Raw genomic sequence first — 13,397 nt, 5'->3', positions numbered from 1 at the left:
TACCGGATGCGCCGGGAACTCCGGCAAAAGCTCCGCATGGCTGCAGAGAGATGCGACATGGGCTTTGTCCCGTCCACATCCCGTCTCTGTTGAAAGGTTGGTCCCGCGTATTCAGCGGGAAAGCTGATCAGAGCAATTCAGGTTTGGAATATGTAACATTTCAAACGCAAAATGCTGTAGGAGGCGGATTGGCGTCCGCCGGAGACATCAGGCCCCGCTCCAGCAGGATCTGGACCAAGGGCGTCACGGGCAGGCCCACCACCGTGCTCCACGAGCCTTCCACCCGCTCCACCAGAAATGCCCCCTGGCCTTGAATGGCGTAGGCCCCGGCCTTGTCGTCCGGCTCATGGGTGCGGGCATAGGCGGCCAGCACGGATTCGGGCCAGGCGTGGAAGAAAACCCGGCTCACGTCGCTGAACAGTTCGCAGGGGCGGCCGGGCCACCCGTGGGGCAGCAGGAGGCAGACGGCGCTGATGACCTCATGCCCCCGGCCCGCGAGACGCGTGAGCATGTCCAGGGCATGGGAGCTGTCGCGCGGCTTGCCCAGAATGCCGTCGTCCACGGCCACCACTGTGTCCGCCGCCAGAATCAGGCTGCGGGCGCGGGCAGTCGGGGAAAGGGCGCTTTCCACGGCCAGGGCTTTGGCCTGCGCGGCGCGGCGGGTATAGGACGCGGGATTTTCTCCGGCTTGGGGGCGCGGTTCCACGCCCCGCGGCCGGGCCGCGGCAAAGGGCAGGCCCCATTCCGCCAGAAACTGCCGCCGCCGGGGTGAGGCCGAGGCCAGGACCAGCTCCACATCCGGCGCAAGACGGAACAAGGGAGCAAATTGGGGAAGAAAACCGGTTTCCGGCGCGGACGCGGAGGGCTGGGCGGCGGACACGGGCTTTACGCTCCGCCCGGCTGATGCCGCAGGACTTCGCGGCCGTGCGTGTCCAGCACGCGGAAGGCGCCGTCCTCGCACAGGCCGTAACTGCGCGGCGAACCGCCCTTGGGCAGGGAAAGGGAACCGGGATTCCAGAAATGCAGGCCGTCCAAGGTCTCGCCGCGCGGCACATGGGTGTGCCCGCGCAGAATTACCGTGTCCTGGGGCATGCCCGGCAGCGGCGGGCGCTCGGGCAGATGGTGGCCGTGGCTGGCGAAAATGCGCAGGCCGTCGGCATTGATCCAGGCATTTTCCGTCACCGGAAAGGGCAGCAGGGCCAGGTCCACCTCGGCGTCGCAATTGCCGCGCACCGCCGTGATGGGGCAGGGCAGGGCGTTGAGGTCGGCCATTTCCTTGAGGACCGTGGGCGTGTTGTAACTTTCGGGCAGGGGATTGCGCGGGCCGTGGTAGACCAGATCCCCCAGGAGCACCAGCAGATCCGGTTGCAGTTCGCGGGCTTGGCCCAGCAGAAAGCGCAGGCTTTCCAGCGAGCCGTGCAGGTCGGAGGCGATAAGCAAACGCATCAGTCGCGCTCTCCGGCCCGCTCTTCGGCATGTCCCGCGGCTGATTTTTCCCGTGCGCCCTGGTCCCACTGCGCGCGGGGCACGGCTTCCTCAACCAGCATGACCGGGATGTCGTCGCGCACCGGATAGACCACCCGGCAGGCCTGGCAGGCAAATCCCTCGGTCCTCCCGTCCCGCGTCAGGGCTTCCAATGTGCCCAGGCAGCGCGGGCAGGCCAGGATACGCAATAATTCTTCGGTATTCATGGGCATGTCATTTTCCTTTTGATAAGAACGGGGCGCAGCATACCTTGATGCGCCCCAGGCTTCAAGGGGCGGCCGGAGGTCCAGGGTAATCGAATAAATAGAGCGAAAAAGAAAGATACTCTTACGTCAGCTTTTCTGTAGCGTTGCGGTTATTTTACAAAATCCGCCTTTTCCGTGCGCGCCGCTGCCTTGCCTGCACGAAAAAATCACCAATTTTGTAAAATTCCCGCAACACCAGCTCCCCGCTCATTTGCCGACTGTGTCGGCTGCGTTCGCGGGAATGAGGAAGGAAGACTCACTTATGGAAGCAAATGAATATCGATGAGTGAGGCGTTCATTTGATTGCCCTGGCCGGAGGTCCGGCCGCGCTTGCATTTTTCAGGCACTGGCTTACCTTGAAGAGAAGAGATGAATTCCCGCATGAAACTGATCGACCTGCATACCCATACGCTGGCTTCGGACGGCACGGACAGCCCTTCAGCCCTGGTGCAAAAGGCCCATGCCGCTGGTCTGGCCGCTGTGGCCGTTACCGACCATGACACCGTCTCCGGCCTGGACGAGGCCGAGGAAGCCGGACGTGACCTGGGCATCAAGGTGATCCGGGGCTGTGAACTTTCCACCCATACCGAGCACGGCGAGGTACACATCCTGGGGCTCTGGCTGCCGCGTGACGCCGCCCCTCTTCAGGATCAGCTCGGCTACCTGCGTCGCAAGCGCTGTGAGCGTAACCGGGCTATTGTGGAGAAGTTGCGCGCCCTGGGGCTGGACGTCACCTTGGAAGAGGTGCGCGCCATCGCCAAGGAGAGCGTGGGACGGCCGCACATCGCGGCGGTGCTGGTATCCAAGGGCTATGTGCGCGATGTGGGCGAGGCCTTCCGGGAATATCTCGGCTTTTACGGCAAGGCCTATCTGCCCAAGGAAGTGCTGGAGCCCGAAGCGGCCGTGCGCCTGCTGGCCGGTCTGGGGGCCACGGTGAGTCTGGCCCATCCCCTCTTGCAGAGATATCCCCTGCCCTGGCTGGAAGGCTTTGTGGAACATCTGTCCGGCTGCGGGCTTACGGCCATTGAAGCCTGGCACAGCGAGCACTCGGACGCGGACACGCGTCAATGCGTGGAATGGGCCCGGCGTTTCGGCCTGGGCCTCAGCGGCGGTTCGGACTACCACGGCGGCAACAAGCCCGGCATCCGCCTGGGCGTGGGCCGGGGCGGCCTGCGGGTGCCTCTGGATGTGCTGGAAAAGCTGGAGGCGCAACGCCGGGCGCAAGGGCTGCCGTGCTAGCAGCCGATATTTCGCGGCGACGCATTCACTGTCGCTGCCTGTCTGTTCTGCTCTGCTGTGTGCTGATATTCGTTTTCACGGCCCACGCGGACGCACCGGCACAAGCGGCCCCGGCCGCTTCATCTCCCCCTGCCGATTTCCCCTCTCTTGACCGCATGCTCGGTTCCATGCTGATGCTGGGCTTTCGCGGCGCGGAACTCACGCCGGACGATCCCTTTCTGGCGGCGGTGCGCTCCGGGAAAGTGGGGCATGTGCTGCTTTTTGACCGCGATCTGCCCGGCGGAGGCGAGCGCAACATCCGCTCCCCGGAGCAGCTCCGTCGTCTGACGGCCGTGCTGCGCGCCGCCGCGCCCGGTCCCATGTTCATCGCCGTGGATCAGGAGGGCGGGCGCGTCCGGCGGCTCAAGCCGCAGCAGGGTTTCATGGATCTGCCCTCTGCCCGGCGGATGGGGCAGGGCAGCCCGGCGGCCACCGGAGTTCTGGCCGGGCGTCTGGGCGCGGAGCTGGCTTCGCTGGGCATTTCCGTGAACCTCGCGCCCGTGGCGGACGTGGACAGCAATCCGGACAATCCGGCCATCGGCAGGCTGGGGCGCAGTTTCAGCCCGAATCCCCGGCTGGCCGCCCAACACGCCCTGGCCTTCGGACAGGGGCTGGCCCGGGCCGGGGTCATTCCCGTACTCAAGCATTTTCCCGGCCAGGGCGGCGCGCTGCGCGATTCGCATCTGGGCCTCACCGACATCAGCCGTTGCTGGGACGGCGGCAGCGATCTGCTGCCCTATGCGGAGGCCTTCCGCCAGGGCTGGCCGGGCATGGTCATGGTAGGGCATCTGTTCCACGCCGGGCTTGACCCCGAGCATCCGGCCACGCTGTCCGCAATGGTGGTCACCGGTCTGCTGCGCCAGGGCCTGGGCTGGCAGGGCGTGGTCATCAGCGATGATATGCAGATGAAGGCCATTGCCGACCATTACGGCCTGGAGCAGGCCATTCTGCTGGCCGTGCGGGCCGGAGTGGACATCCTGGTCTTCGGCAACAATCTGCAATGGGACCCCGATCTGCCGGAAAAAGCCCACGCGGCCCTGCGCCGTCTGGTGGACAGCGGCAAGATCACGCCCGAGCGCATCCGGGCTTCCTGGGAGCGTATTGCCGCCCTGCATGCGGCCTATGCGCGTTAGAGGGGGACGTCACGAGTGCCTTTTCAGTTCTCTCCGCGTCGAACATCGTCTTTTATTCCGGTCGAGTACTATGGCTCTGCTGTCCTTATCCGTACGGCTCCTTTGTCGCCTACGGCTAAGGCAAGGCCTTCGGCCAGCGGCTGCCGCAAAGACAGCAGCGCTAACAGGCTCGTTCTCCTTGAGATAACACGAAAATTCATCTCATGACGGCACCCTCTAAAAATCCGCAGACCCCAAGACTTATTTTGTTGTTCCGCTGTTGCCCGGCAGAGGGCCGTCCGTGAGCAGAACCACCTGGCCCGCCAGGCGGCCACTGGCCGCGTCCTTGTCGCGCGGGCCGTTATCCTTGAGCACGAAGAAGGCGGCGTACATCTTGTCCTCGGTCAGGGCGTCGTCGGCCTTGAGCGGCAGCATGGGCGCGTCCAGGGCCGCGATCCACCAGTTGCCGTCGGCCATGGCTGCCTCGGGACTGTAATGCAGGGGGCGCGTGCCCGACGCCCCGCTTCCGCCGTCCAGCAGGGTCATGTCCCGGACCGGCCCGCCGTTGCCCAGAAAACGCATCTGAAATGCGGCCAGCTCGCCGTTGCGCACGTCCGCCTTGAAGGCATGCGCGCCCAGCGTTTTGTCCCGCGCGTCATCGCGGCCCCCGGCGGGCGTCATGGGGCTGGTCTCGGTCACCAGAGCCACCACGCTTTCCGTGGGCTGGATATAGGAACCCCGGGGCGCGTCGGCCAGCGTTCCGGAGCCGGGCGCGAAGCCGTAGACCGGCGTGTCGCCCACGATGGTCGTCATCACCCGCATCTCCGCCAGGCACTGCGGCCGGGCGGCGGCCACGGCCAGCGGGTCTTCGGCCAGAATGGTGAAGTCCGCCAGCTTGCCGGGAGCGATGGAGCCGATCCGGTCGCTGAGCTTGTTCTGCCAGGCAGGCATGAGGGTGACCGCGTGCAGAGCCTGCAGGGCGTTGATCCGGTGGTCATAGTTCCAGAAGGCCAAGGTGGTCTTGTCGCCGGTTTCCTCGGGATCGCGCGGCGGGAAGAGCGCCTTGGCTCCAAGATCGTGCCCCTGGCCGCTGAGCAGGGTGCCGCCCTCGTAAACGGCGGAATGGGCGCTGGTGCGCGTGACCGCCGATTGCAGGCTGCGCAGCGGCGAAATGGGCGTGATGTAGGTGTCGTTGTGGAAGCTGAACGGCTGATTGTAGGCCGCGCTCCAGCCCACGGGGCTCATGTTCCGGGCGCGGCCCGGCCCGAAGAATATCTGGTTGTGGCGGTCGCCCCAGAAATAGGTATGGGTCACAAAATAAGAATTGAAGAAATGCTGGTCGCGCATCAGGCGGCTCAACTGCCCGATGTCCCCGGCTCCCACTTCCGCCGGGGAGAGCCTGCCGTCCTTGAACGCGCCGGTCAGCTCGGTGTACATGGAGCCCGTGCCCGGCAGATCCTGATAGTTGCCGGTCAGACGCTGGATGTGCTGCAACTCCATGGTCTGGGCGTGGATGGACGTGTCGCGGGTATCCCTGACCCGGGGATGCCGGACCACGGCTTTTTCTAGGGCCGTCACCCAGTGCTCGGCGGCGGCGCTGCCGTTGGTGTGCGTCTGGGTGCTCTGGCCGTTGCCGTGATACATGGCGATCAGCGTTTCCAGAGCCGCCGTGGGCATGTTGTCCGTGCCCACGGCTCCGTTGAAGAAACCGGCCTGATTGAAGCTGTCCGCCGCCGTGTATTTGCCCCAGCGGTAGAAGCCGGGCTTTTTCATCCAGGCGGTATAGCCCTGGGGCGAGCCGTCAAAGGTGAACTTCCAGGCGCCGAGGAAGAGCCGGTTGTCCGCCGACAGCCCTGCGGGCGGCGCGACAGTGCCTTTGGCCGCCGCAACGGGCGCGCCGCCGGCGTTCTTGTCCGCCGTGTAGGCGGGCATGGACAGCCGGGTGATGTCGCTGCCGCTGGGCACGGCCTTGCGCCCGTCGGCAAAGGGGACGTTGTTTTCGGTCATGGCCGCTGTTTCGGCCCCGGCCAGCGAGAGCCCGGCGCTGGTCCAGCCCAGGGCCGCGCGGTTGATCCAGCCCGCGCTGTCCACGGTTTTGCCCGAAGCCGGGGTGGTGGGATAATAGCCCAGAGGATGCAGTACCACGCGCAGGTCCAGATTGCCGCGCAGAATGCCGTTCTGCATCTTGGGCAGTTCCGTGAGCATGCGGATGTTGGAGCAATCCGCCGTGGTCACGCCCGCAGCCGCGTAAATCTCATTGGCGCGGGCCAGGCCGCGCTGGGCCGCCTCGGGCCCGGCGGGCGGGAAGTGGCGGCTGACCACCTGCATGGCGCGGGGCTCGGTGAGCTTGCCGCTCTGCGCGTCCACGCCCACGGTCTTGAGTTCGTCCCTGGAGGCTTTGGCCAGAGCGGCGGAGTTGACCACCGCCATATGCCCGGAGACATGCCGCACAAAGACGGGATTGCGCGGGCAGGCCGCGTCCAGATCGGCCCTGGTGGGATGGCGCATTTCCGTGACCAGGGTGTCGTCGTAACCCCAGCCCAGCACCCAGGCGTCCTTGCCCGCGCTTTGGCAGCGCCGGGCCAGGGCTTTCTTATAGTCCTCAATGGAGCGCATTTCGCCCAGGGGGAAGCTGTTCAGATTGACCTGAAAGAGATCATAGCCGCCCTGAAGCGGGAAGTGCCCGTGCCCGTCGATAAGGCCGGGCAGCATGGTTTTGCCGTGCAGGTCCACAATGCGGGCCGCGTTGGCGAAGAGACCCTGATGCCGCGCCGCGGCAGCGGACCCGGCGAAGATTATTTTGCCGTCCCTGGTGGCGACGACTTCCACTGTGTTGGCTTTGCGCGGATCTTTGGCTTCGCGCATGCTCTCGGTGAGAGTGTAGATTTTGCCGTTGTGGTAGAGCGTGTCCACCGTGGCGGCGGCCAGAGGCCGCGCGCCCCAGCCCGCGCCCAGCAGCATGACCAGTGCCAGGATTGGCGTGGCGAGCCTTTTGTACAGACGGATAAGGCCGTGTTCGCGCATCGTCGCTCCCCTTTGCGGTGTGATCCGGCGTTTTCCGGGATGCCGTATTTCCCTTGTCCCTGGATACCTCTATGCAACACCTTGCATCCCCGCACCGGCTTGTCAAGCATGCCGTGCCGCGCCTGTTGACGATGGGTTTTTCCGGCCCTATCGTGAACAACAGCGAGAAGAGGAGCGCAATCTCATGTCTCATTTTTTATATCTTTCCGATGTGTTCTGCCCGTGGTGCTACGGCTTCGCGCCCGTCATGCAGCGCCTTGCCGCCGAGCATCCTGAACTGCCGGTGCGGGTGCTCGGCGGCGATCTGATGGACGAGCCCACGACTCTGGCGGAAATGAAAGCCCATTCTCCGAACATTCGGGATTTTTTCATCCGCCTGGCGAAAACCACCGCTCGGCCGGTGGACGGTTTTCTGGCGACCCTGGACGCGGAACGGCCCTTGCGCATGTATTCGCCGGACATGGCAGTGCTGCTGGCGGCCCTGAAGCGGCTTGCGCCGGGGCATGAGCTGGCCCAGATAGAGATCTTGCAGCAGATCCTCTACGGCGCGGGCCGGGACGTGTTTTCCGCCGAGGTGCGCGAGGAAATGGCGACCCGCTGGCAGGTGGACCCCATCCGATTGGAGCGCGCCCTGGCCGATCCCGCCGTGCGGGAAGAAGCCGGAAAAGAAAGGCGCGAAGTCGCGGCCCTGATGGGCGAGTTCAAGCTCTATCCCACGCTCTATCTGGTGAAAGGCGACGAGCGCCGCCTGCTGGCTCGGGGCTATGCCTCCTACGCCTCGGTGTCCGCCCGGCTGGCGGCGGCGCTGAGCGGCAACAGCGACAGTTTCGTTGCGGGCGGGGCCTGCTCCCTGGACGGAGCCTGTGACGCATAACGGGACGCGCGCGGGTTGCCCGGCATGGCGGCAAGGCGCAAGGAGTACATCCGGATGAAAAACAACGAGCAGTTTGAATTCAAAAAACTGGATGCCGACGACTTCGAGGAATTTGAAGCCCTGCTGCGCTATGCTTTTCAGGTCAGTTCTTATGAAATGTCGCGGATCGGCTGGTCGGACAAGGAGATGAAGCAGTCCAAAAAGCCGATTTTCGACGCCTCCTACGTGCTGGGCTGGTTCTACAAGGGACATCTGGCTTCGCAGATCGTGGTCTATTCCATGGAAGTCAACATCCGGGACCGGATCTGCAAGATGGGCGGCGTCACCGGCGTGGCCACCTACCCGGAGTATACGGGCCGTGGCCTGGTGCATTCCCTGATCAAGAAAAGCCTGGAGCACATGCGCCGGGAGCAGCAGTATATTTCCTTTCTCTGCCCGTACTCCATCCCCTTTTACCGCAAGCAGGGCTGGGAGATCGTGGCGGACAAGATGACCTTTTCCATCAGGGACACCCAACTGCCCAAGCACCATGTCGTGCCGGGCCAGATTGAGCGCGTGCCCGTGGAGCATGAGGATATTCGCCGGGTCTACAAGTATTTTGCCCTGCAACAGCACGGCGCGCTGATCCGGGGCGATCTGGAGTGGGAGGAATACTGGCGCTGGGAATCCGACGACATCATGGCCGCCGTGTATTACACCGCCGAGGAAAAGCCCTTGGGCTACGTTATTTACTACATTGAGAATGAGGTCTTTCAGATCAAGGAAATGATCTGGCTGACCCAGGAGGCCAAGTACGGCATCTGGAATTACATCAGCGCGCACTTTTCCATGATCACCAAGGTGGAGGGAGCCAACTACACCGGCGAATCCATTGCCTTTCAGTTCGAGGACAGTGAAATCGACGAAACCATCAAACCCAACGTCATGGCCCGTATCGTGGATGTGCAGCGTTTTTTTGAGGAATATTCCTTCCAGTTCGAGGACGAGAAACTCAAGCTCTATTTCCGGATCAGCGACCCGGCCGCGGAATGGAACAACGGCATCTTCCATGTTACCTGGAAGGACGGCAAGACTTTCTGCGAAAAGGTGGACAGCCACGGCGCGGCTCCGCTCATCGAAATGGACATCCAGACGCTGACCACCATGCTCATGGGCTACAAGCGGCCCACCTATCTGTACAATAATGACCGCATCCGCATGGACTACTATCTGCTGCCCACTCTGGAGAGCCTGATCCCGCCGGAGAAGCCGTATTTTTCGGATTACTTCTGATCCGGGACGGGCAGGGGGTGGAGCGCATCATGGAGAAGAACTTCCAGAGCGTGATTGTTGCCTTGAAAAGCCAGGATTGACGCTTCAGTCCACAGAGCGGGGGTAACGGCGGTCAGGTCGAAGGCATGGCCGCAGTCCTCGGCCAGCAACAGCGCAATAGCCCGGATGGTACGACCATTGCCTTCACGGAAAGGATGCACGGCATTGAGCTCCGAGATCATCTCCGCCAGCGCCGCAGTGAAACGGTCGACAGGCGCTGTACGCATCTCGGCTACCGCGATCCGCCCCAGAATTTTCCGGGTTTCCTGTTCGATATACTGCGGTTGCGCAAAGCGGCTTGCGCCCTTTGCCATGGGGATGGTTCTGAATTCCCCGGCCCAGCTATAAACGTCTTGGAAAAGATGCTTATGAATGGCCTTGAGGTGTGCGACATCATAGTGCCCGGTAGGGATCGACAGCGAACGCCACGCCACCGCGTTACGTTCAAATGCGGCTAATTGCTCCGCCTCGTCGAGGCCGGGAATGTTTTTAAGGACGGCGCTTCCCGGCAGGATATAGGGATCAGGCGCGGCCGCATACCTGTGCATCGGCAATGCCCAGAGTTTTTTTAAGCACAGCGATTCCTTCATCCGGGGCCAGCCCGTCGCGTACCATACGTTCCAAGCGGGCGGCCTCGGCTTTGGAAAGGGGCTCGCTTTCCAGCAATTGTGAATGCACGGCAAAGGCCAGCATGCGCATTCGCCTTTGCAGCGCGATCGTATCATTCTTCTGCATAATTGTTCCGCGCTACGTCGCCTGTCTGATTGCGAAAATTCCGAGCATAGTTATACTCCCGATTTTCGCAGGATCGTCAGCGAAAAAACGTGGTTTTTCGCTGACGCACGGCGGCTACGCCGCCGCAAAATCCTACAGGTTTTGTGTGTCTACTTTAAAAAAGTAGGCACTACTTGTCCTGGCCGCAACACTTCTTGTACTTCTTGCCGCTGCCGCAGGGGCAGGGATCGTTGCGGCCCACGCGCGGCGCGGCCTTGGCCGGTTTGTTCCTGGCGGGCCGGGTCTCGGATTCGCCGCCGCCGGAGTAGGACAGCTCGGTCGCCGGTTCTTCGCGGTGGCGGAATTCCCGGGCCAGGGCTTCTTTTTCCGCCTCGGCGCGGGCTTGCTCCTCCTCCGGGCTGACCCGCTGCACGCGCACGCGGGTCAGGGCGCGGAACACGCTCTCGCGGATTTGGAAGAGCATTTCCTGGAACATTTCAAAGCCTTCACGCTTGTACTCCAGCTTGGGGTCGCGCTGGCCGTAGCCGCGCAGGCCGATGCCGTCGCGCAGGGCGTCCATGTTGCGCAGATGTTCTTTCCAGCAGCGGTCCAGCTCTTCCAGCAGGAAGTAGCGCTGAATGTCCTTGTAGCTTTCGCCGGCATCGGTCTTCAATTCGTCCAGAATGCCGCGTATCAGCTTTTCGCACTCTTCCCGCTCGGGCAGGGGGGCGTTTTCGGGCAGCACGCGGTCCAGATTGAAGACTTCGCGCAGGCGGGCCATGATGGTCTTGCGCGTATCGGCCAGATCGTCGGGCGCGGCGTTGTCCAGCGGACCGTAGGCGTCGTCCAGCACGTCGCTCAGGAACTCGTTGAGCACCGGGTCCAGATCGCTCTCGACCATGAATTCGCGGCGCAGGGTGTAGATGACCTCGCGCTGCTGGTTCATGACGTTGTCGTAATCCAGCAGGGTTTTGCGGATCTCGAAGTGGTGGGCTTCCACCCGTTTCTGGGCTCCTTCCACGGCGCGGGTGACCATGGCGTTTTCAATGGCTTCGCCGTCGCGCAGGCCCAGCTTTTCCATGAGGCCCTTGATCCGGTCCGAGCCGAACAGGCGCATCAGGTCGTCTTCCAGCGAGAGGTAGAAGCGGGAGGAGCCGGGGTCGCCCTGGCGGCCCGAACGGCCGCGCAACTGGTTGTCGATGCGGCGGCTTTCATGGCGCTCGGTGCCCAGGATGTGCAGGCCGCCCAGGTCCACCACGCCGTCGCCCAGCACGATGTCCGTGCCGCGTCCGGCCATGTTGGTGGCAATGGTCACCTTGCCCTTCTGACCGGCCTGGGCCACGATTTCGGCTTCCTTCTCGTGCTGTTTGGCGTTGAGCACGTTGTGCGGGATGCCCAGTTTGGTCAGGCGCTGGGAGAGCATTTCCGAGGTTTCAATGGAGATGGTGCCCACCAGCACGGGCTGTTCCTTCTGGTGCAGCTCGGCGATGGCCTCCACAATGGCGTCGAATTTTTCCTTGCGGCTGCGGAAGATCAGGTCCGGGTGGTCCCTGCGGATCATGGGCTTGTTGGGCGGGATGGAAATGACTTCCAGGTTGTAGATCTGCTGGAATTCCACGGCTTCGGTGTCGGCCGTGCCGGTCATGCCCGAAAGTTTGTCGTACAGGCGGAAATAGTTCTGGAAGGTGATCGAGGCCAGGGTCTGGTTTTCCGCCGCGACGGTTACATGTTCCTTGGCTTCCAGGGCCTGGTGCAGGCCGTCGGAATAGCGGCGCCCGGCCATGAGGCGGCCGGTGAACTCGTCCACGATGACCACCTGATCGTCCTGCACGATGTAGTCCACGTCGCGCTTGAAGACCTGGTGGGCCTTGAGGGATTGCAGAACGTGGTGCTGGGCCGTGATATTGGCGGGGTCAAAGAGGTTGTCCAGCTTGAGCAGCTCTTCGCAGCGAAGCACGCCCGCATCCGTGAGCATGGCCGTGCGGGCTTTTTCGTCAATGGTGAAATGCTCGGGCGTGAGCTGGCGCACGATGTCGTCCACCGTGCGGTACATGCCCACGGATTCCTCGGACGCGCCGGAAATGATCAGCGGCGTGCGGGCTTCGTCGATGAGGATGGAGTCCACTTCGTCCACGATGGCGAAGTTGTGGCCGCGCTGCACGAGCTGCTCGGCGTAAAACTTCATATTGTCGCGCAGGTAGTCGAAGCCGAATTCGTTGTTGGTGCCGTAGGTGATGTCCGCGTTATAGGCGGTTTTACGCTCGTCGTCGTCCAGGCCGTGCACGATGACGCCCGTGCTCAGGCCCAGGAAGGAGTAGAGTTTGCCCATCCAGGCCGCGTCGCGCGAGGCCAGGTAGTCGTTGACCGTGACCACGTGCACGCCCTTGCCGGACAGCGCATTGAGCACAACAGCCAGGGTGGCGACCAGGGTTTTGCCTTCGCCGGTCTTCATCTCGGCGATCTTGCCCTTGTGCAGGACCATGCCGCCGACGAGCTGCACGTCGTAATGGCGCATGCCCAGCACACGGCGCGATGCCTCGCGCACCAGGGCGAAAACTTCGGGCAGAAGGCTGTCCAGGCTTTTGCCGCCTTCCTGCACTTCTTCTTTATACCGGGCGATGCGGGCGGCGAAGTCCGCGTCGTCCAATTGCTGCATTTCGGGTTCCAGGGCATTGATACGCTGCACCTGGGGGCGGAGGCGGCGCAGATACCGTTCGTTCTTGCTGCCGAATATTTTTTTGAAAAGAAAGCCGAACATGAATGCTCCTCTGCTTCACACGGACGGGCCGTTCGCGGCACCGGCGAATTACGGGTCAGGCTTGAGTGGACGGCAGGGCGCTCACACTGCCGTGGTATCTCCTGAAAATAAGTCATTATGTTATGCTTGGCAATGCAAGGAGGAGCATCTTTCGGGCATTTCCGCCGCACGGGCCGTGCCCGGCGGTGGATGGGGGGCGGCTGCAAGCCTTCTACGGCGAGGTATTAGGGGAAATACGGCGCAGTCCGACTTTTTCGGCAGCGGACTGTTTTGAAACGAAGGAAGCCGGGCTCTGCCACGACGCCCGGTTGCGGCCGGGGGATGCGCCGCCCCGGCCGCGATATTGTTGCTACGCTTCTTTCAATTCCCGGATCAGATTGGTCAGCCCCTGTGCCTGTGCGGCCAGGTCGGACACGGCTTTGGCCGCTTCGGCCATGGCCTCGGCGGTCTGTCTGGACATGTCGTTGACCTGGACGATGGACTGGTTGATCTCCTCGCTGGCGGCGGACTGCTCCTCGCTGGCCGTGGCAATGGCATTGACCTGGTCCGCCGTGGCTTCCACGGTGGCCACGATTTCCTGCAGGGCCGCGCCGGAT

At 63.1% G+C, this 13,397-nt stretch carries 11 protein-coding genes and 1 pseudogene; 4 read left to right on the top strand and 8 right to left on the bottom strand.

Going from position 1 to position 13,397, the window contains the following annotated elements:
* Nucleotides 1-160: 160 nt before the first annotated feature.
* The 3 genes from KH208_RS09245 to KH208_RS09235 form a co-directional block, all read right to left on the bottom strand.
* The gene (locus KH208_RS09245; RefSeq protein ID WP_291435711.1) at nucleotides 161-817 is read right to left on the bottom strand and encodes a Maf family nucleotide pyrophosphatase; all 657 of its coding nucleotides are present in this window, start codon (nucleotides 815-817) and stop codon (nucleotides 161-163) included.
* 68 nt (nucleotides 818-885) lie between these two features.
* The gene (yfcE, locus tag KH208_RS09240; RefSeq protein WP_291435691.1) at nucleotides 886-1,446 is read right to left on the bottom strand and encodes a phosphodiesterase; all 561 of its coding nucleotides are present in this window, start codon (nucleotides 1,444-1,446) and stop codon (nucleotides 886-888) included.
* Nucleotides 1,446-1,697 carry a Trm112 family protein gene (locus tag KH208_RS09235; protein WP_291435689.1) on the bottom strand — a complete coding sequence of 84 codons (252 nt, stop codon included), beginning with the start codon at nucleotides 1,695-1,697 and terminating at the stop codon, nucleotides 1,446-1,448. The genes yfcE and KH208_RS09235 overlap by 1 nt, the downstream gene beginning before the upstream one ends.
* Nucleotides 1,698-2,099: 402 nt before the next feature.
* Here KH208_RS09235 and KH208_RS09230 point away from each other — a divergent pair, with 402 nt between their 5' ends.
* Together KH208_RS09230 and KH208_RS09225 are read left to right on the top strand one after the other, a co-directional pair.
* Nucleotides 2,100-2,969 (top strand): PHP domain-containing protein, encoded by an 870-nt coding sequence (locus KH208_RS09230; RefSeq protein ID WP_291435687.1) that lies wholly within the window; start codon nucleotides 2,100-2,102, stop codon nucleotides 2,967-2,969.
* A gap of 59 nt (nucleotides 2,970-3,028) precedes the next feature.
* Nucleotides 3,029-4,141 (top strand): glycoside hydrolase family 3 N-terminal domain-containing protein, encoded by a 1,113-nt coding sequence (locus tag KH208_RS09225; RefSeq protein ID WP_291435685.1) that lies wholly within the window; start codon nucleotides 3,029-3,031, stop codon nucleotides 4,139-4,141.
* 240 nt (nucleotides 4,142-4,381) lie between these two features.
* On the opposite strand, the gene KH208_RS09220 is transcribed toward KH208_RS09225, so the two are convergent.
* Entirely contained in the window at nucleotides 4,382-7,144 is a 2,763-nt protein-coding gene (locus KH208_RS09220; protein WP_291435683.1) for an amidohydrolase family protein, read from the bottom strand.
* 184 nt (nucleotides 7,145-7,328) lie between these two features.
* On the opposite strand from KH208_RS09220, the gene KH208_RS09215 reads away from it, so the two are divergent.
* The gene (locus tag KH208_RS09215; protein WP_291435681.1) at nucleotides 7,329-8,018 is read left to right on the top strand and encodes a DsbA family protein; all 690 of its coding nucleotides are present in this window, start codon (nucleotides 7,329-7,331) and stop codon (nucleotides 8,016-8,018) included.
* A 54-nt stretch (nucleotides 8,019-8,072) separates the two neighbouring features.
* On the top strand, nucleotides 8,073-9,290 hold the full coding sequence (gene eis / locus KH208_RS09210; protein WP_009301939.1) for a GNAT family N-acetyltransferase: 1,218 nt from the start codon (nucleotides 8,073-8,075) through the stop codon (nucleotides 9,288-9,290).
* On the opposite strand, the gene KH208_RS09205 is transcribed toward eis, so the two are convergent.
* The 4 genes and pseudogenes from KH208_RS09205 to KH208_RS09190 form a co-directional block, all read right to left on the bottom strand.
* Nucleotides 9,281-9,919, bottom strand: coding sequence for a Fic family protein (locus KH208_RS09205; protein WP_291435680.1), 639 nt, complete (start codon nucleotides 9,917-9,919; stop codon nucleotides 9,281-9,283). The genes eis and KH208_RS09205 overlap by 10 nt on opposite strands.
* Complete coding sequence (locus KH208_RS09200) at nucleotides 9,852-10,064, bottom strand: hypothetical protein (RefSeq protein ID WP_062253072.1); 213 nt, start codon at nucleotides 10,062-10,064, stop codon at nucleotides 9,852-9,854. The genes KH208_RS09205 and KH208_RS09200 overlap by 68 nt, the downstream gene beginning before the upstream one ends.
* A gap of 169 nt (nucleotides 10,065-10,233) precedes the next feature.
* On the bottom strand, nucleotides 10,234-12,801 hold the full coding sequence (gene secA, locus KH208_RS09195) for a preprotein translocase subunit SecA (RefSeq protein WP_291435676.1): 2,568 nt from the start codon (nucleotides 12,799-12,801) through the stop codon (nucleotides 10,234-10,236).
* Between the two features lie 349 nt (nucleotides 12,802-13,150).
* Nucleotides 13,151-13,397 (bottom strand): annotated as a pseudogene (locus tag KH208_RS09190) (methyl-accepting chemotaxis protein); the annotation flags it as partial.

This window comes from Desulfovibrio sp. (assembly GCF_018379785.1).
GTDB lineage: Bacteria > Desulfobacterota > Desulfovibrionia > Desulfovibrionales > Desulfovibrionaceae > Desulfovibrio.
The sequence above is the reverse complement of the archived record's forward strand: the minus strand, read 5'-3'. Positions and strand labels throughout refer to the sequence as shown.

Bases quoted from the DNA above. Each gene is read 5' to 3' on its own strand.
- yfcE (WP_291435691.1), bottom strand. From the start codon at position 1,446: ATGCGTTTGCTTATCGCCTCCGACCTGCACGGCTCGCTGGAAAGCCTG.
- KH208_RS09235 (WP_291435689.1), bottom strand. From the start codon at position 1,697: ATGCCCATGAATACCGAAGAATTATTGCGTATCCTGGCCTGCCCGCGC.
- KH208_RS09230 (WP_291435687.1), top strand. From the start codon at position 2,100: ATGAATTCCCGCATGAAACTGATCGACCTGCATACCCATACGCTGGCT.
- KH208_RS09220 (WP_291435683.1), bottom strand. From the start codon at position 7,144: ATGCGCGAACACGGCCTTATCCGTCTGTACAAAAGGCTCGCCACGCCA.
- KH208_RS09215 (WP_291435681.1), top strand. From the start codon at position 7,329: ATGTCTCATTTTTTATATCTTTCCGATGTGTTCTGCCCGTGGTGCTAC.
- eis (WP_009301939.1), top strand. From the start codon at position 8,073: ATGAAAAACAACGAGCAGTTTGAATTCAAAAAACTGGATGCCGACGAC.
- KH208_RS09205 (WP_291435680.1), bottom strand. From the start codon at position 9,919: ATGAAGGAATCGCTGTGCTTAAAAAAACTCTGGGCATTGCCGATGCAC.
- KH208_RS09200 (WP_062253072.1), bottom strand. From the start codon at position 10,064: ATGCAGAAGAATGATACGATCGCGCTGCAAAGGCGAATGCGCATGCTG.
- secA (WP_291435676.1), bottom strand. From the start codon at position 12,801: ATGTTCGGCTTTCTTTTCAAAAAAATATTCGGCAGCAAGAACGAACGG.